This window comes from Siminovitchia sp. FSL W7-1587, from assembly GCF_037963795.1.
Taxonomy (GTDB): domain Bacteria; phylum Bacillota; class Bacilli; order Bacillales; family Bacillaceae_C; genus Siminovitchia; species Siminovitchia thermophila.
Genome location: NZ_CP150169.1, coordinates 2,378,157 through 2,395,581, shown reverse-complemented (window position 1 = coordinate 2,395,581; position 17,425 = coordinate 2,378,157). Strand labels below are relative to the sequence as shown.

The window sequence follows — 17,425 nt, the reverse complement described above, 5'->3', positions numbered from 1 at the left end:
AGCTCCCTTAATCCTAAATTTACTTCTTAGCCAACCGCTCTCTTAAATCAAAACCTAAGTCAATTATACCCAATAACTTGACGATTGAAAAAAAGATCGGCCATAAAAAGGTCATGACCGTAGCCATGATTGGAATGGCTTTAGGCCAGCTTTTCAAATAACTGTAATAAAAGATAAAAGCCAATCCCTGGATAAACAGAATCATTTGCAAAATATAAGTCGCATTCATGACGACCATATATAAATATGTACCCTCTTCCAAGTCAGCTACAAGTGAAATAATGATGGTAATTAAATAATACCATAAAATACTTCTCGGAAATTTTAAAGTACGGAATGGAGAGAATTGCGGAACATTCACGCCGACTCTTTTCAATATCGGAAAGTTCACAGCCATCAACAGTATGACTGTCAGAAAAGAAACCCCGATCAGCAAGCTTGGCGCCAATGCTTTCAGTAACTTGATCATTTCTTCTATTTGCTGTGTAACTTGCTCATTGGGCACTTGCCCCAATGATTTCATAAGTTCGGCATAACTTTCGCCCGAAGATCGAAAGCTCTTTATCAATTCATCCATAAGGTTGATTTCTAATAGTATAACGGCCGCGATGTAAAAGAGAACAATATTTCCTAAAAACACCATACTTGATGCCATATATGAAATCAGTTTGCTCTTTCCGCTTCTAATACAATACCCCATCACCAACCCTGTCGTTCCGTACAAGATGGCAATCGGAACAAACATGATATTGATAATAGCTGACATCGCAATAGCACCGATCAGTAAAAGAAACGCATGTTTCAGCGGGTGCTTTGCACTGTATAAAAGAAATGGAAGAATCAAAAATAAACTAGTGATAAACGCAATGACCGGGACATAAACGGAAAGGAACATCAACACAGCAAACACAGCGAGCATGAGGGCCCCTTCCGTGAGCATTCGGGTATCTTTCACTATTTCACCTCATCACAAACATATATACCTTTTCATTTTAACGATTGTTGACTATTCATTCAACTGATGGCTATAAAGTAAAACTTCTTATCAGTAAAGATGATCTTACTGATAAGAAGCAGAACAAAGACTAAGATCGAAAGCATCTTATTGGAAAGCTCAAGACGACACTTACGCTTTTTCACTTACGATGACGATATTGTCGAATCTCACCTTGGCACCACTGCGCTTGCACCCGCACATCCGGTGTGTCGAAACATCTTGGCGATCAAACCGCGCGCGCTAGGGCGCTGCCGAAGGTTTTTACTTGTCTTGTCGACCCGAAAAAATCGAGCTTTACTGGAAATCTAACTCAACATCTTACCCCTTTGACTTACTTTCAGCTTTGTTGGGAGGCCTACTGCCCGTTAAAGCGGAAAGTGAAGCTCCAATCTCCAGCAACCTTTTTCGCCGATTGTGGTTAAAACCCATTTATCTGGAAGTTCATCCTCTATTTCATTCCCGTTTTCCTGCCATCTTTTAAAATGAGAGGCACTGCCAGAAAGTGAAGCTCCAATCTCTGGAAACCTTTTTCGCCGATTGTTGGTTAAGCCAATCGGCTTTTATCTGCCAATCGCCCCATTTACGATGCTCGTTCAGCCCGTAAAGCGGGACAAAAAAACAGCAAGAGTCTACCCCTTACTGTTTCGAAAACCATTATTCACCTGAAACAAACGGAAGAAGCGCCATTTGACGTGCACGTTTAATAGCCACTGTCAATTTTCTTTGATACTTGGCGCTCGTTCCAGTTACACGGCGCGGAAGAATTTTGCCACGTTCAGAAATAAACTTCTTAAGCAAGTCTATATCTTTATAGTCAATGTGTGTAATTCCGTTCGAAGTAAAGAAACACACTTTCCGGCGTTTGCGTCCGCCTCTGCGTCCACCTGCCATTTGCATAACCTCCTTTTATGATGATTAGAATGGTAGATCGTCATCAGAAATGTCGATCGGTTGTCCATCGTTAGAGAACGGGTCTTCATCTGTCCGAGTATATCCTTGGCTTCCCTGTTGTTCCTGTTGCCCATAAGAATAACCTTGGCTTTTTTGGGTTCCACCACCAAATTGGCTTCCTCCAAAATCTCCACCTCGGTCTTGTTGGGTTGCACTTCTAGGTTCCAGAAACTGGACACTGTCCGCAACAACTTCGGTCACATACACGCGTTTTCCGTCCTGCCCTTCATAACTGCGCGACTGAATCCGGCCATCAACACCAGCCAAACTTCCTTTTTTTAAGTAGTTGGCGACATTTTCTGCTGGACGACGCCATATGACACAATTAATAAAGTCCGCTTCGCGTTCCCCTTGCTGATTCGTAAATGTTCGGTTTACAGCCAATGTAAAATTGGCGACCGGCACCCCGCTTGGGGTATACCGCAATTCCGGATCCCTCGTTAATCTGCCTACCAATACAACTCGGTTCATCATCAGAATCAACCCCTTCCCGTGTACTTCTTAAAATTGTTTCACGTGAAACATTTATTTTTCTTCTTCTTTAATGACAATGTGACGGATGATATCATCATTGATTTTTGCAAGCCGATCGAATTCCTGAACTGCTTCAGGACTTGCATTTGTGTGGATTAGACGGTAAAAACCATCGCGGAAATCCTCGATTTCATATGCAAGACGTCGTTTGCCCCAATCTTTTGATTCGATGATCTCTGCACCATGAGAAGTTAATACTTGATCAAAACGCTCGATGAGCGATTGTTTTGCTTCCTCCTCGATGTTTGGACGAATGATGTACATGATTTCGTACTTTCTCATCTTTTACACCTCCTTGTGGTCTATGCGGCCCCTAAAGGGGCAAGGAGCAATTTTCATTACTCACAAGGAAAAATTATATCATAAAGTCCAGAGAATAACAATTCATAAAAAAGTAAGAGCCATGCTGCTGCATGGCCTTTACATCATTCTTTATCTTTTTCGTAAGTTTCTTGTGAAGGGTTATACAATTTATCAAGATCTGGTTCTTCAGCAAACTCTGTTCCATAGTTCGGTTGGTTCGTTGTGTTTGTCCTTGCTTGCTGATCCACTTCCCGATCCCGAGCAACCTCCTCGGTATCACCATCAAAGAAGTAAGACAAACAAATGAGGCCGCTTAATCCAACTAATGTGTAAACAAGTCTTGACAGGCCGGCAGTTTGTCCGCCAAAGATGGCCGCAACGAGGTCAAATCTAAATAATCCGATCAATCCCCAGTTAATTGCGCCAATAATGACTAACGCCAAAGCAATTCTCCGAAGTGTTGTCACGCAGTGCACCCCCTTTTTCTCAAAGGCCAAACCAATAACAAATGCCATTGGTTCTGTTCTATTTTTTGAAGAAAAAGGGTATTTATGACTGGAAAAACTAACCGTTTATTTTGTTTTTTTCCCTCAATAGATATTTTTGCAGTTTGCCGCTTGCATTTCTTGGCAGCTTATCAACAAATTCATATCGTCGCGGACGCTTATAACGCGCCAATCGGCCTTGTTCCGTACAAAAGCGGTCGAGTTCTTCCGCTGTCAACAATTCATCTTTACTCACGATAAAGGCAACGACACGTTCTCCCCACATTTCATCCGGCTCTCCGACAACTGCTGCATCCAATACTTTCGGGTGCTCAAATAAAACATCTTCCACCTCTCGTGAATAAATGTTTTCTCCTCCTGAAATAATCATATCTTTTACCCGGTCACTCACCCAAAGATACCCTTCGCTGTCAACATACCCGATGTCTCCTGAATGGTACCATCCTTTGTAAAAAACTGCTGTCGTCGCTTCGGGCTGTTTATAATATCCCAACATCGTGCTTGGGCCTCGAACAATGATTTCTCCAAGTTCACCTGCTCCACATATGTCTTCAGGATCAGATGGACCGTCTTCCCTTGTTTTGACGATACGCACGTCATGCTGGATTAGCGGCTTTCCGGATGAACCCGATTTGATTAGTTGTTCATCTTCATACAATACAGTAATAGCAGGGCCCATTTCCGTCATGCCATATGCTTGATATAAGTCAATGTTTAACATTTGATTGACTTCTTTTACAAGCACCGGGGCCATCGGCGCCCCTCCGTATAGACCGGCACGGAGCGAAGAAAAGTCGGCTTGTGATAAATCTTCCCTCAACATCATATACCACATGGTGGGGGCGGCAAAAAAGAAACTGATTTTTTCTTCCTTAATTGTTTTGATCAATTCCTTCGGATCGAAATGATGCATAATGATATTTGATCCGCCCATCAGGATGCGCGGTAAAAAAGCAGAATGCAGTTCTGCACAGTGAAACATTGGCGCGACACTCAAGCCTCTTTCATTTTTCGTAATGCGCATGACTGCCGACATAATGGTGCTTTGATCAATCATACTTCGGTGAGAATGCATCACCCCTTTTGGCATTCCAGTTGTTCCGGATGTGTACATGATCGCATAAAGATCATCTTCATGCAGTTTACATTCAGGTCTTTTAGAAGACATGCCGCTTACCTGCTCTTCATAGCTTTTGGCAAAAGGCTCATGACATTCATCTATTGACCAAAATTCCATGTCCCGAAACGATTGTGCAGCCATTTTTACCGCACTGGCCGTTGCGTTTTCAAATAAAACAAGCTTTGGGCTGGCATCTCGTAAAATAAACGCAACTTCTTTTCCAGTTAACCGAAAATTGACCGGATTAAAGACAGCTCCAATTTTCATACAGGCAAATAATGTTGTTGCCAATTCGGCCGTATTAAACAAAACCGTGGAAACACGGTCTCCTTTTTGCACCCCTGACTGTTTAAAAGCATTGGCAAGCTTGTTGACGTCCTCGTCCCATTCTTGGTACGTCCATCTTTTGCCGAGCCTTCGATCGACCAAACCTTCTTTACTTGGAAATTTGGCAACAGTTTGTTCGAAAATATCCCTAAGTGTCGGCCCCAATTCTTTTCACTCCTTAAGGTTATTTTATGATCCCTCCAACCGCTCGATAATGGTTGCGTTTGCCATGCCAAATCCTTCACAAATTGCCTGTAGCCCATATTTTTTATTTTGTCTTTCCAACTCATGAACCAGTGTCGCCATGACTCTTGCTCCACTTGCTCCTAATGGATGCCCCAAAGCGATGGCTCCTCCGTTTACGTTCAATTTCTCAGGATCGGCACCTGTCTCTTTCAGCCAGTGCAGCGGGACTGAAGCAAATGCTTCATTGATTTCAAATAAATCAATGTCAGAAAGCCGCATCCCCGCCTTTTTTAATACATTTTCAGTTGCTGGTACCGGCCCTGTCAACATGAGTGTTGGATCCGAGCCAACAACTGACCTCGCAGTGATTCTAAAGCGGGCTTTTATGCCGAGCTCATTTGCTTTTTCCCGGGACATTAGCAAAATGGCCGCCGCTCCGTCACTGATTTGACTTGCATTTCCCGCTGTGATTCTCCCCTTTTTCAAAAAAGGTGGTTCAAGACTAGCAAGCTTTTCCATTGATGTATCTTCCCGCGGGCCTTCATCGGTTTTCATGATGCCTTTTTCAGTCTCGATCTCGATGATTTCCTTTTCAAACCGCCCTTCTTGGATAGCCCGCAGCGCCTTTTCATGACTTTTTAGCGCAAATTGATCAAGCTTTTCTCTCGTAAAATCCCACTTTTCCGCAATTCTTTCCGCGGATAACCCTTGATGGATGATTTCATGGCGATTTGTTAAAAGTGGACTATATGTTGCCCCTTGCAAGTTTGAGAGCATCGGCACACGTGACATACTTTCTACCCCGCAGGCAATGACAACATCCATGTCGCCGCTTAATATCGCTTGCGAAGCGAAATGGACCGCCTGTTGGCTTGATCCGCATTGTCTGTCGAGCGTAACCCCCGGAACCGTAATGGGAAAACCGGCGATTAATGCGGCCAATCTGGCAATATCATTCGCTTGTTCACCTACCTGCGTGACACAGCCGGCAATCACATCTTCAATCAAGCTACTGTCGATCCCGGCCCTGTCAACCACCTCTTTCAGCACTTTGGCTAACAGTTCATCCGGCCGAATGCCGCTTAACATGCCATTTTTCTTCCCGACGGGCGTTCTGACAGCCTCGACTATGACAACTTCTCTCATGGAATAAGATTCCTCCTTGTTGGAATGATCAAACTATTCCTCATACATTCGGTGTAACCCCCATTTAATCCTGCTTTATAACATAAAGAAAACCAGGCTCGCTTTAGCATTGCCTGGCCGCCATATACATCATATTCATATTTACGCGCCTTCTAATCGAAAAAACCTGGAACATAAGCAAATACGAAATAGCCAAAAACCGAACAATTCATTTATAATTGTTCGGTTTATTTGTGTAAAAAAATATAAAAATAGGGCACTGTTCGCAGAGTCGTTAGACGTTGAATCGGAAATGAATGACATCTCCATCCTGAACGAGATATTCTTTTCCTTCCAAACGGACTTTTCCGGCTTCCCGGGCAGCTGTCATGGAACCGGCAGCAAGCAAGTCTTCGTAAGAAACTGTTTCCGCACGGATGAATCCTTTTTCAAAGTCTGTATGGATAATACCGGCGCATTGTGGAGCTTTCATTCCTTTTTTAAAAGTCCAAGCACGTACTTCTTTTTCCCCGGCCGTAAAGTATGTTGCCAAACCAAGCAGATCATATGCGGCTCGGATCAACTGGTCAAGGCCGGATTCTTTAATGCCAAGCTCTTCGAGGAACATTGCTTTTTCTTCATCATCCAGAACCGCTATTTCTTCTTCAATTTTTGCGCTAATGACAATGACTTCGGCATTGTCATTTTCTGCATAATCCATGACTTTTCGTACATATTCATTATCAGAAGGATTGGCAACGTCTTCTTCCCCGACGTTTGCTACATATAATACCGGTTTACTTGTCAATAAGTGGAATTGCTTTACAACTTTTGCCTGATCTTCCGTAAAATCAAGGGCTCTGGCTGGTTTATCCGCTTCAAAAGCTTCCTTTAATTTGCTAAGCACTTCAAATTCAACCATCGCTTCTTTGTCTTTTTGTTTGGCCATTTTTTCGACACGGCCAATACGTTTATCCACTGATTCCAAGTCGGCCAATATTAATTCCAAATTAATGGTTTCGATGTCATCAATTGGATCCACTTTTCCGGAAACATGGGTAATGTCTCCATCCGCAAAACAGCGGACAACATGGCAAATGGCATCCACCTGGCGAATGTGGGAAAGAAATTGATTCCCAAGACCCTCACCCTTACTGGCACCTTTGACAATCCCCGCAATATCCGTAAATTCAAAAGCAGTCGGCACCGTTTTTTTCGGTTTGACAAGCTCTGTCAATTTTTCCAAGCGTGGGTCCGGCACTTCGACGATCCCCACATTAGGATCAATCGTACAAAACGGATAGTTGGCAGCTTCTGCCCCGGCTTTTGTAATCGCATTAAATAAAGTTGATTTGCCCACATTTGGCAAGCCAACAATTCCTGCTGTTAGAGCCATATATCGGTCACTCCTCTACTCTAGGGAAAATCTCTCCCCAATCCATTCATAATTATAGAGAGTCCTTCTATAAAAGACAACCCTGTAAACCATAAGAAAAAGCATGAATTAGCCTTCATGCTTTTCCAAGATTTTTTTCAATTTGCGTGTAAATTCCCTGCGGGGCAGCATGACGCTATGGCCGCAGCCTTCACATTTCATTCTAATATCCATCCCCATACGAATGATGCGCCAACGATTTGTTCCACATGGATGCGGTTTTTTCATTTCTACAACGTCATGAAGATCAAATTCTTTTTGCTCCATTTTTATCCCCCTTCTGTTTCACCTAATTGAGATGGCTCTTGACGATCAGTGCCTGAAAACATGACAATCCGTTGATACGGAGCATCTACTTTGTGTTCATCCAGTTCCAGTTTGATCGCCTTCCTGATCTCACGGGCAATGTACCAGTTTTGTAACGGTAATGTTTCGGCCGTTACTCTTAAAATGACTTCTGAAGCACCAAACTGTTGAATGCCGAGAATACTTGGCGGACTGACAATCTCCTCGTATTTTTCCGGCATCTTTTCCAATACGCTTTCGATCAGGGCTTCCACTTTCTTTAAATCCGCGTCATATCCGAGAAAGATATCAACAATGGCGACACTGTTGTGGAGGGAAAAGTTTGTTACTTCCGTTATATTGCCGTTTGGAATAATGTATAGTTCGCCTGTCCAATTCAGTATTTTCGTAGTGCGGAGCCCTATTTCATCAACGGTTCCTTCAAATTGGCCAATTCTTACGTAGTCTCCGACGGAAAATTGGTCTTCAAAGATGATGAAAAAACCGCCAATTACATCCTTTACAAGGTTTTGGGCGCCAAATCCGACAGCTAGCCCCAGTATCCCCGCACCAGCCAAAAGGCCCGTTACATCGACTGTCAATGACGATAATATGGTGACGATCGCCACAAAATAAACGGTATAAGTTAATATGTTTTGCAACAACTTCACTAGCGTTGCTTCCCTGCGTTCTGAAAACTGAAGAGGCACTCTCGCTCTTCTTTTAAAAATGTTTTGGATTGCTGCCCTTCCGACTTTTACCACAATAAAGGATAGCACTAAAATCATGAGAATTTTTAATGCCACAAAGCCGACATCAATCCATAAATCCAAATCGGTAAACTTTTCTACGAACTTGTTTGTTTGCTTTTCAACTTGATCGAGTTTTTCTTCCAATATGTCTTCACCTGGCTTGCCTTGGATTTGGTTCCTATTTTATCAATAACCTTCTTCCATTTCCACACATGAAAGGAGCCGGCAATTTATCCATGTATAGAAAAGACAGCTTCTTCGTATACTGGTTATCACAAGGTTCATTCGTGTTGGCTGAGCGAACAGGAAAGGGGAATCATTTATGGGAAATGAACTGATTGTACATTATGAAGATCCAATGGCCTCACATAAAATATGTGAAACGATATTAGGGCTGTTTCCCCGCTCTGTTGATCGGCCAATCGTTGTTGTTTGCATCGGTACAGACCGCTCCACCGGGGATTCATTAGGGCCTTTAATCGGTTCATTTTTACAAGAAAATGGGTTGAATGTATTTCATGTGTTCGGGACTCTGGATGATCCAGTACATGCCATGAACCTCGAAAACATTTTAAAATATATAAAAGCACATTACAGGAATCCCTTTATGATCGGAATTGATGCTTGTCTCGGACGTATCGCGAGCATCGGCGACATTAAAGTGAACGCAGGACCCGTCAAGCCGGGGGCCGGGGTACATAAAAAATTGCCCGAAGTCGGCCACGCATCCATTACGGGAATCGTCAATGTGGCAGGCCATATGGAATTTGTCGTCCTGCAAAACACCCGCTTAAGTCTTGTCATGAAACTGGCCAAGCAAATTTCCGCCGGTATTTTGGAAGCGGACCGCATTTGTTTTCAGAAAAGTATGTTTCAACGCATGCGTTTTCATATGACTGATAAAAGATCGGCAAAGTAACATGAAAAAATAAAAAAACCACAGTGTTTGACCGTGGCACAATTCCCAGCTAGATTTTTATTAAATATTTTACTAAAAAAAATGCAATATTGTAACGATCATGGCCACGACAAGAATGCTTGGAAGTAAATTCGCAACCCGTATTTTTGTTATGCCGACTAAATTGAGCCCGATAGCAAAAATCATGATGCCACCAACTGCCGTCATTTCCAAAATAAAATGATCCATTAATGGCTGAGGAACGATTCGATTGATTTGGGTTGCGAATAGCGCGATCACTCCCTCATAAACGACAACTGGAATAGCGGAAAAAATGACCCCAATGCCGAGTGTCGTAGATAAAATAAAGGCGGTAAAACCGTCGATAACCGCTTTAGTAAAGAGGACGTCATGATCGTTTCGTATCCCGCTGTCGAGCGCCCCGATAATCGCCATCGCGCCGATTAAAAAGATGAGGGTTGCTGTTACAAAGCCTTGAGCGACCGTTCCCTCTTCTTTTGAACCCAAGCGCTTTTCCAGCCAACGTCCCAAGGCATTTAATTGATCATGAAGCGACCACCATTCGCCGAGGACAGTGCCAAACACGATGCTAATGATGACGATCAAGAAGTTTTCACTTTTAAAACCCATTTGCAGTCCCAGTACTATAACGGATAGTCCAATACCGTACATAACTGTTTCTTTCATTTTTTCAGGAATGAACCGCAAAATTCTTCCGAGTAATGTACCGATGATAATGCAAATACCATTTACAATCGTTCCCAGCAATACCATGTACTCACCTGACTTTTTCCCATGTCTCATCCATATTAATCTTGTAAATTGATTAACTCCAAAATGCGCTCTAAATCTTCCGGAGATAAAAACTCTATTTCAATTTTTCCTTTGTTTTTGGTTTGCTTAATCGTTACGGTTGTTCCAAACTTTTCCCGTAAACGATGTTCCTGTTCCCTGATAAACACATCTTTTTTAGGTGGTGTTTTCTTTGTTTCACGTGGAACATTTTCGTTTATGTTTTGGATCAGTTTTTCAAGTTGGCGGACGTTCAGTCCCTCTTTGATTGTTTTTTCCGCCATTAATTTCATTTGCTCTTTCCGCTTTAAACCAAGCAATGTCCGTCCGTGCCCCATCGAAAGCTTGCCTTCCGTAATATATTTCTGAATATCGGCAGGAAGGGCAAGAAGTCTGACATGGTTGGCAATATGCGGGCGGCTTTTTCCAAGCCGTTTGGCCAATTCTTCTTGTGTTACATTCAAATTGGTCATTAACGTTTGATAGGCTCTTGCCTCTTCAATGGGTGTTAAGTCTTCCCGCTGTAAATTTTCCAATACGGCGAGTTCCATCATCTGCTCATCATTAAATTCCCTAATGACGGCAGGAATGGTTGCCAATCTGGCGGCCTTTGCAGCACGAAAGCGCCGTTCACCAGCTACGATTTCATAGCCCTTTCCGATTTTGCGAAGGATGATAGGCTGTAAAATACCATGCTGTTTAATGGATTCTTTTAATTCATCAATCGCTTCAGGGGAAAATAGTTTTCGCGGCTGGTATGGGTTTGGTTTAATTTCCCTTAGACTTATTTCTCGAACCGCTTCCTCGGTTCCTACTTCCATATTCGCAAACAAAGCATTAATGCCTTTTCCAAGACCTTTAGCCAACTTCAGCCACTTCCTTTGCGAGATCTAAATATACTTCCGCTCCCCTGGATTTAGGATCATAAATAATAATCGGTTCACCATGGCTGGGAGCTTCACTCAACCGGATGTTCCGCGGAATGATGGTTTGATATACCTTGTTTTGAAAATATTTTTTTACTTCTTGAATGACTTGTAGCCCCAGGTTGGTTCTTGCGTCAAGCATTGTCAACAGGACACCTTCTATCATTAAATGGTGGTTTAAATGCTTCTGTACAAGACGGACGGTGTTCAACAACTGGCTTAATCCTTCAAGAGCATAGTATTCACACTGGACCGGGATTAAGACGGAATCGGATGCCGTCAATGCATTAATGGTCAACAAACCAAGGGAAGGAGGACAATCAATTAATATATAGTCAAAGTCATCCTTGATTTGGTCCATCGCGCGCTTTAAGCGAACTTCTCTCGAAATGGTCGGAACAAGCTCAATTTCTGCCCCTGCCAATTGAATCGTCGCTGGAACCACATATAAATTTTCTACCGCTGTATCTTTAATCACCTTTTCAATCGCCAAATCATCTACAAGTACATCGTATATGCATTCGTTGACTTCACCTTTATCAATTCCTGCGCCGCTTGTCGCATTTCCTTGAGGATCAATATCAACAATCAATACTTTTTTTCCAATAAAGGCCAAACAAGCCCCTAAATTAACAGAAGTCGTCGTTTTTCCGACTCCTCCTTTTTGGTTGGCTATGGAAATGATCTTTCCCAACTATGTCACCTACCTTAACTTCCTCCTGTAAATTATCTCACCTAATTTATTTTAACAAATATTCTATGAGGATTACGCTTAAATAAAAAATTTCTTACTTATTCCAGTTATCCGTAAAAAAATGAGAAACTTGTTTGTTTTTCAAGCTTCTCATGCTCGTCATTTTCTATGAATCTTTCTTTTTAGGAATTTTAATCGTAATTTGATAGTATTCTTCATGCTCTTCTTCCGTTGAATCTAGTTTGATTCCACTGTCAGCCACCATAGAAAGTGATTGGCGGATCGTATTGACAGCAATCCGCATATCTTTGCTGATTGCTCTTTTTTTCGGCGTTCTTTTAGGCTGTTGCTTGTCGGTGGAAAGCATTCTTACGACTTGTTCTTCCGTTTGCTTTACATTTAAGTTTTTTTCAACGATCAAATTCATCAATTCAACTTGTTTTTCGGGATCTTTTATCGGTATTAACGCCCGGGCGTGACGTTCTGTAATTTGTTTTTTCAATAAAGCTTCTTGAACTTGTTCTGGAAGTTTGAGCAAACGAAGTTTATTGGCAACGGTTGACTGCCCTTTTCCTAATCTTTGCGCCAATGCTTCCTGCGTTAAATTATGAAGTTCCAGCAGCTTTCCATAAGCTATTGCTTCTTCTATTGGGGTCAGTTCTTCTCGCTGCAAATTCTCAATTAATGCAACGGAGGCAGTTTCCGTGTCACTTAAATTTTTAATGATGGCGGGGATCTTTTCCCAGCCAAGCATCTTGACTGCCCTGAACCTTCGTTCTCCGGCAATAATTTCATATTGGCTGTTTTCTGCTTCCCTGACGACGATTGGCTGAATGATCCCATGCGTATGAATGGTCCGGGCCAACTCTTCTATTTTTGTTTCGTCAAATATGGTTCTTGGTTGAAAACGATTCGGAATGATGTCTGAAACTGTTATTTGTTTCACCTCATCCCTCTCTTCCGCCGTCTCTCTTTCTGTCGGCAGTTCTTTATCGCCCAATCCAAAAAAACGCGAGAAAGGATGTTTCATCCTTCACACCACCTTGAAATAATAACTCCCTTTTTTAAATACATTCTATCCCAATAATCAAATCCCTGCCGAACAACTGCTCCTTTGCCGACTATATTTATTCAAGCGGCAGTTTATTGGGAGTACCAGGTTTCCGCGGATATTTATTTGGAGTCTTTTTAACTTTTTTTATGATAATGATGTTTCTTTCGCTTTCTTCTATTGGCAATGTAAAATCGTGGACAGCTTGCTCTTTTCCACCAAGCAGCTTGATCGCTTTTTCGGCCGCCTTTAATTCTTCTTCGGCGTTTGCCGCCTTCATTGCCACAAATATGCCTTCTTTTTTTACAAGCGGCAGACATAATTCCGTTAAAACAGACATTTTTGCTACTGCTCTCGCGGTAACGATATCAAATCGTTCACGGAAGTCTTTATGTTGAGCAAATGTTTCCGCACGGTCGTGATAAAAAAATACTTTCTCTAGTTTCAGTTCTTTGGCAAGTTCATGTAAAAAAGTAATCCGCTTTTTTAATGAATCGACTATCGTTATATTTAGTTGCGGAAAGCAAATTTTAAGCGGGATACTCGGAAATCCAGCTCCCGCCCCGACATCGCAGAGCGACAGGGAACCTGTAAAATCAACGAAAAACGCAGCGCTCACCGAGTCATAAAAGTGTTTTAAATACACTTCCTCATGATCGGTGATCGCCGTTAAATTCATTTTTTCATTCCATTCCACCAACAGTTCGTAATACCGTTCAAATTGGTTGAGCTGACGCTCGTCTAGTTCAATACCCATTTTCTTTAATTCGTTTGTAAATTGCTCTCTATTCATTGATAAATCCTTTCTTAAGCGCCATCCCCTGCAACACGGGCTATTTTTCCGTGTTCAATATACACTAGCAAAATAGAAATATCCGCTGGATTTACGCCGGAGATCCGGGAAGCTTGGGCAATGGAAAGCGGACGGACTTTGTTTAGCTTTTGGCGCGCCTCGGTCGCAATGCCCTGGATGGCATCATAATCAATGTCTTCGGGAATTTTTTTGTTTTCAAGTTTTTTCAGCTTTTCAACTTGCTGTAAAGATTTTTCGATATAACCTTCGTATTTAATTTGAATTTCAACTTGTTCAATCACGTCTTGCGGCAGTTCTTTTTCACCGGGCGCCAACTGGATGATATGGGAATATTTCATTTCGGGACGCTTTAATAAATCGGATGCACGAATGCCGTCTTTCAGCTCGCTGCCGCCCGCTCCTCTAATCATAGCCTGCGTTTTTTCATTTGGTTTTAAGATAGTTTTTTGCAGTCTTTTTATTTCGGATTCAATATCAGCTTTTTTCCGCTTATACCGCTCGTATCGTTCTTCAGATATGAGTCCCAGTTCGTATCCTATATCGGTCAAGCGAAGGTCGGCGTTGTCCTGGCGCAATAGCAGCCGGTATTCAGCACGTGACGTTAAAAGCCGGTATGGTTCATTTGTTCCTTTGGTAACAAGGTCATCAATCAATACGCCGATATAGGCATCGGAGCGGCTTAAAATCACTTCATCTTTACCAAAAATATTACATGCGGCGTTAATGCCCGCCATAAGCCCTTGGGCCGCCGCCTCTTCATAACCGGATGTTCCGTTAATTTGGCCTGCCGTATATAAATTTTTCACTTTTTTTGTTTCCAAAGTCGGCCACAACTGGGTTGGAACGATCGCATCATATTCGATTGCATATCCCGGACGCATCATTCGCGCCTGTTCTAAAGCGGGAACCGTTTTGATCAGTTCATGCTGGACTTCTTCCGGCAAGCTTGTTGAAAGTCCCTGGACATATACTTCATTTGTATGGCGCCCTTCAGGTTCGAGAAAAATCTGGTGGCGCGGCTTATCACTAAAACGAACAACCTTATCTTCTATTGATGGACAATAGCGCGCGCCCGTCCCCTTAATCATACCGGAAAACATCGGAGAACGGTGCAAATTCTCATCAATCAAACGATGAGTGCGTTCATTCGTATACGTCAGCCAGCAAGGCAATTGGTCTGTCACTTTTTTGATCGTTTCATAACTGAATGCCCTTGGTTCTTCATCACCAGGCTGAATTTCCGTTTTGCTGTAATCAATTGTTTGGCTATTCACGCGTGGCGGAGTGCCTGTTTTAAATCTTTCTATTTCAAAACCAAGCTCTTGCAGATGTTCCGACAGTTTGATGGACGGTTGTTGATTGTTTGGTCCACTTGAATATTTTAACTCGCCCAGAATGATTTCTCCGCGCAAGAAAGTTCCCGTTGTAATGACGACCGCTTTGGCGCGATAGACCGCTCCCGTCATCGTCACAACTCCGCGACATATATCATCTTCAACGATCAATCGTTCCACCATGCCCTGGTGAAGCGTAATATTCGGTTCATTCTCCAGCGTATTTTTCATTTCATGCTGGTATTGGAATTTATCCGCCTGGGCGCGCAGTGCCTGAACAGCCGGACCCTTACCGGTATTGAGCATCCTCATTTGGATGGCTGTTTTATCAATATTTTTACCCATTTCTCCGCCAAGGGCATCAATTTCCCGAACGACGACCCCTTTTGCCGGACCGCCTATAGATGGATTGCACGGCATAAAAGCAACCATGTCCAGATTAATTGTAATCATGAGCACTTTGGCTCCCATTCTGGCGGCCGCCAGTCCAGCTTCGCATCCGGCATGGCCCGCTCCGACTACAACCACGTCATATTGGCCTGCCTCAAATTGCTTCATGTTACACGCTCCTTTATCACTTATTCTATTAACGCCTGTTGTTTATTTTCCGAGACAAAATTGACTAAATAACTGATCAATCAAACTTTCCTGTACAGTATCACCAATAATTTCTCCGAGCAATTCCCATGTTCTGGTCATGTCGATCTGTACGATGTCGATTGGAGTCCCCATTTCAATACCTGTAATGACATCTTCAATCGCATCAAGCGCCTGATGTAATAATGCGATATGACGGCTGTTCGATACATATGTCAAATCACCCGTTTCCAGTTCACCGCGGAAAAACATATCGGCAATCGCCTGTTCCAAATCATCGATCCCTTCTTCTTCCAATAAAGAAGTCGTCACAACGGTATGTGATGAAGCCATGTCCCTTACTTTTTCCAAATCTATTTTTCTTGGCAAGTCCGTTTTGTTCACGATAACAATAACGTCCATTCCTTCAACGGCTTTAAAAAGTTGCTCATCTTCAGAAGTAAATTCCTCGGCGGAATTGAGTACGAGTAAAATCAAATCCGCTTCCTTTAATACTTTGCGGGACCGCTCCACACCGATCTGTTCAACAATATCTTCCGTTTCTCTGATCCCCGCCGTATCAATTAAACGCAAAGGAACGCCTCTTACATTTACATATTCTTCAATAACATCCCTCGTGGTGCCAGGTATATCAGTCACAATCGCCTTGTTTTCCTGAACGAGGCTGTTTAGGAGGGATGATTTTCCGACGTTTGGCCGTCCGATGATGGCAGTCGCCAAACCTTCACGTAATATTTTACCTTGTTCGGCGGTATTTAGTAATTTTTTTATTTGGTCACGAATATAGATGGCTTTTTCCTCTAAAAGGCGATGCGTCATTTCTTCTACATCATCATATTCCGGATAATCGATGTTTACCTCGACATGGGCAAGTGTCTCCAATATCTCCTGACGCAATTTGGCGATCAATTTTGAGAGACGGCCGCCCATTTGCTCCAAAGCGATATTCATTGCTTTGTCCGTCTTTGCCCGTATCAGATCGATTACCGCTTCTGCTTGCGACAGATCAATACGTCCGTTCAAGAATGCCCTTTTCGTAAATTCCCCAGGTTCTGCAAGTCGTGCCCCATTATTTAAAACGAGTTGAAGAACACGATTTACCGAGACGAGCCCGCCATGGCAATTGATTTCCACCACGTCCTCACGTGTATACGTCCGTGGCGCCCTCATGACGGTCACCATCACTTCTTCTTCCTTCGCACCCGTTTTTGGGTTGACAAGCAATCCATAATGAATTGTATGGGTTGCCACATCTTTTAACTGCTTTCCCCCTGCCCCCCGGAATATTTGATCCGCAATCTGAACCGCTTCATCGCCACTGATTCTGACAATCGCGATTCCTCCTTCGCCGAGCGGGGTCGATATCGCGGCAATCGTATCGAAATCCATTATTTTTCACCTCTTTTCTTATAAAAAAATTCATATATCAATGCACAATGTGCATAACTTTTTTATCGCCAATCATCCACAATTGGAATAAGCTGCATTCTTTATTTTATCTTATCCACATGTGAATAACAATGGCGTAAGACAGGTTCCTGGCTTTGAAAATTTCCCTGAATGTAACAAAACGTTCAGACGACATTTTTAATATGCTTCAACCACACTCCCTTTTCTTCCTTTTAAGCAAAACTTGTTTTTCTAACTGGTTTCCCTTGATGCTTCCAACTGATCTTTTTCCAAGATGGTTGGCTTTTGTTTAGCTGCAATGAATGAGAGTATTGGCTCTTTTCATTTATATGGAAATTTTTTTATAGATAAGGAAGGGATACAACAC

Annotated in this window: 18 protein-coding genes; 1 reads left to right on the top strand and 17 read right to left on the bottom strand. The window is 42.6% G+C overall.

All coding sequences use genetic code 11. The features are described 5' to 3' along the window. Positions 1 to 19 precede the first annotated feature (19 nt). From NST31_RS11290 to NST31_RS11245, 10 genes are all read right to left on the bottom strand, one after another. Complete coding sequence (locus NST31_RS11290) at positions 20 to 955, bottom strand: YybS family protein (RefSeq protein WP_205180049.1); 936 nt, start codon at positions 953 to 955, stop codon at positions 20 to 22. A gap of 696 nt (positions 956 to 1,651) precedes the next feature. Then, positions 1,652 to 1,888, bottom strand: coding sequence for a 30S ribosomal protein S18 (gene rpsR, locus NST31_RS11285; protein WP_077112039.1), 237 nt, complete (start codon positions 1,886 to 1,888; stop codon positions 1,652 to 1,654). A gap of 24 nt (positions 1,889 to 1,912) precedes the next feature. Next, complete coding sequence (gene ssb, locus NST31_RS11280; protein ID WP_077112040.1) at positions 1,913 to 2,422, bottom strand: single-stranded DNA-binding protein; 510 nt, start codon at positions 2,420 to 2,422, stop codon at positions 1,913 to 1,915. A 51-nt stretch (positions 2,423 to 2,473) separates the two neighbouring features. Further along, positions 2,474 to 2,764, bottom strand: coding sequence for a 30S ribosomal protein S6 (gene rpsF / locus NST31_RS11275; RefSeq protein WP_077112041.1), 291 nt, complete (start codon positions 2,762 to 2,764; stop codon positions 2,474 to 2,476). Between the two features lie 143 nt (positions 2,765 to 2,907). Then, on the bottom strand, positions 2,908 to 3,252 hold the full coding sequence (locus NST31_RS11270; RefSeq protein WP_077112042.1) for a DUF378 domain-containing protein: 345 nt from the start codon (positions 3,250 to 3,252) through the stop codon (positions 2,908 to 2,910). A gap of 97 nt (positions 3,253 to 3,349) precedes the next feature. Beyond that, positions 3,350 to 4,903: an o-succinylbenzoate--CoA ligase gene (gene menE / locus NST31_RS11265; RefSeq protein ID WP_205180047.1), complete on the bottom strand. Its 1,554-nt coding sequence runs from the start codon at positions 4,901 to 4,903 to the stop codon at positions 3,350 to 3,352. Between the two features lie 24 nt (positions 4,904 to 4,927). Continuing rightward, positions 4,928 to 6,070: a thiolase family protein gene (locus tag NST31_RS11260; protein ID WP_205180045.1), complete on the bottom strand. Its 1,143-nt coding sequence runs from the start codon at positions 6,068 to 6,070 to the stop codon at positions 4,928 to 4,930. Between the two features lie 274 nt (positions 6,071 to 6,344). Continuing rightward, entirely contained in the window at positions 6,345 to 7,445 is a 1,101-nt protein-coding gene (gene ychF / locus NST31_RS11255; protein WP_077112045.1) for a redox-regulated ATPase YchF, read from the bottom strand. Positions 7,446 to 7,553: 108 nt separating this feature from the next. Continuing rightward, positions 7,554 to 7,751, bottom strand: a complete 198-nt coding sequence (locus NST31_RS11250) for a DUF951 domain-containing protein (protein ID WP_077112046.1) — start codon at positions 7,749 to 7,751, stop codon at positions 7,554 to 7,556. Positions 7,752 to 7,753: 2 nt separating this feature from the next. After that, entirely contained in the window at positions 7,754 to 8,665 is a 912-nt protein-coding gene (locus NST31_RS11245; RefSeq protein ID WP_077112047.1) for a mechanosensitive ion channel family protein, read from the bottom strand. A 178-nt stretch (positions 8,666 to 8,843) separates the two neighbouring features. Here NST31_RS11245 and yyaC point away from each other — a divergent pair, with 178 nt between their 5' ends. Then, the gene (gene yyaC / locus NST31_RS11240) at positions 8,844 to 9,440 is read left to right on the top strand and encodes a spore protease YyaC (protein WP_077112048.1); all 597 of its coding nucleotides are present in this window, start codon (positions 8,844 to 8,846) and stop codon (positions 9,438 to 9,440) included. Between the two features lie 72 nt (positions 9,441 to 9,512). Here yyaC and NST31_RS11235 read toward each other — a convergent pair whose 3' ends face one another. From NST31_RS11235 to mnmE, 7 genes are all read right to left on the bottom strand, one after another. Next, positions 9,513 to 10,214 carry a DUF554 domain-containing protein gene (locus NST31_RS11235; RefSeq protein ID WP_077109397.1) on the bottom strand — a complete coding sequence of 234 codons (702 nt, stop codon included), beginning with the start codon at positions 10,212 to 10,214 and terminating at the stop codon, positions 9,513 to 9,515. 35 nt (positions 10,215 to 10,249) lie between these two features. Then, positions 10,250 to 11,098, bottom strand: coding sequence for a ParB/RepB/Spo0J family partition protein (locus NST31_RS11230; RefSeq protein ID WP_077109398.1), 849 nt, complete (start codon positions 11,096 to 11,098; stop codon positions 10,250 to 10,252). After that, positions 11,091 to 11,852, bottom strand: a complete 762-nt coding sequence (locus NST31_RS11225) for an AAA family ATPase (protein ID WP_077109399.1) — start codon at positions 11,850 to 11,852, stop codon at positions 11,091 to 11,093. Before NST31_RS11225 ends, NST31_RS11230 begins: the two co-directional genes overlap by 8 nt. Before the next feature lie 166 nt (positions 11,853 to 12,018). Continuing rightward, entirely contained in the window at positions 12,019 to 12,882 is an 864-nt protein-coding gene (gene noc / locus NST31_RS11220) for a nucleoid occlusion protein (protein ID WP_077109400.1), read from the bottom strand. Between the two features lie 97 nt (positions 12,883 to 12,979). Continuing rightward, entirely contained in the window at positions 12,980 to 13,696 is a 717-nt protein-coding gene (gene rsmG, locus NST31_RS11215) for a 16S rRNA (guanine(527)-N(7))-methyltransferase RsmG (RefSeq protein ID WP_205180043.1), read from the bottom strand. A gap of 14 nt (positions 13,697 to 13,710) precedes the next feature. Beyond that, positions 13,711 to 15,609, bottom strand: a complete 1,899-nt coding sequence (gene mnmG, locus NST31_RS11210; protein ID WP_077109402.1) for a tRNA uridine-5-carboxymethylaminomethyl(34) synthesis enzyme MnmG — start codon at positions 15,607 to 15,609, stop codon at positions 13,711 to 13,713. Between the two features lie 42 nt (positions 15,610 to 15,651). Continuing rightward, positions 15,652 to 17,037 (bottom strand): tRNA uridine-5-carboxymethylaminomethyl(34) synthesis GTPase MnmE, encoded by a 1,386-nt coding sequence (gene mnmE / locus NST31_RS11205; RefSeq protein ID WP_205180041.1) that lies wholly within the window; start codon positions 17,035 to 17,037, stop codon positions 15,652 to 15,654. Between the last annotated feature and the right edge of the window lie 388 nt (positions 17,038 to 17,425).

Bases quoted from the DNA above. Each gene is read 5' to 3' on its own strand.
- yyaC (WP_077112048.1), top strand. From the start codon at position 8,844: ATGGGAAATGAACTGATTGTACATTATGAAGATCCAATGGCCTCACAT.
- rpsF (WP_077112041.1), bottom strand. From the start codon at position 2,764: ATGAGAAAGTACGAAATCATGTACATCATTCGTCCAAACATCGAGGAG.
- rsmG (WP_205180043.1), bottom strand. From the start codon at position 13,696: ATGAATAGAGAGCAATTTACAAACGAATTAAAGAAAATGGGTATTGAA.
- NST31_RS11250 (WP_077112046.1), bottom strand. From the start codon at position 7,751: ATGGAGCAAAAAGAATTTGATCTTCATGACGTTGTAGAAATGAAAAAA.
- ssb (WP_077112040.1), bottom strand. From the start codon at position 2,422: ATGATGAACCGAGTTGTATTGGTAGGCAGATTAACGAGGGATCCGGAA.
- rpsR (WP_077112039.1), bottom strand. From the start codon at position 1,888: ATGGCAGGTGGACGCAGAGGCGGACGCAAACGCCGGAAAGTGTGTTTC.
- noc (WP_077109400.1), bottom strand. From the start codon at position 12,882: ATGAAACATCCTTTCTCGCGTTTTTTTGGATTGGGCGATAAAGAACTG.
- mnmE (WP_205180041.1), bottom strand. From the start codon at position 17,037: ATGGATTTCGATACGATTGCCGCGATATCGACCCCGCTCGGCGAAGGA.
- ychF (WP_077112045.1), bottom strand. From the start codon at position 7,445: ATGGCTCTAACAGCAGGAATTGTTGGCTTGCCAAATGTGGGCAAATCA.
- mnmG (WP_077109402.1), bottom strand. From the start codon at position 15,609: ATGAAGCAATTTGAGGCAGGCCAATATGACGTGGTTGTAGTCGGAGCG.
- NST31_RS11260 (WP_205180045.1), bottom strand. From the start codon at position 6,070: ATGAGAGAAGTTGTCATAGTCGAGGCTGTCAGAACGCCCGTCGGGAAG.
- NST31_RS11235 (WP_077109397.1), bottom strand. From the start codon at position 10,214: ATGGTATTGCTGGGAACGATTGTAAATGGTATTTGCATTATCATCGGT.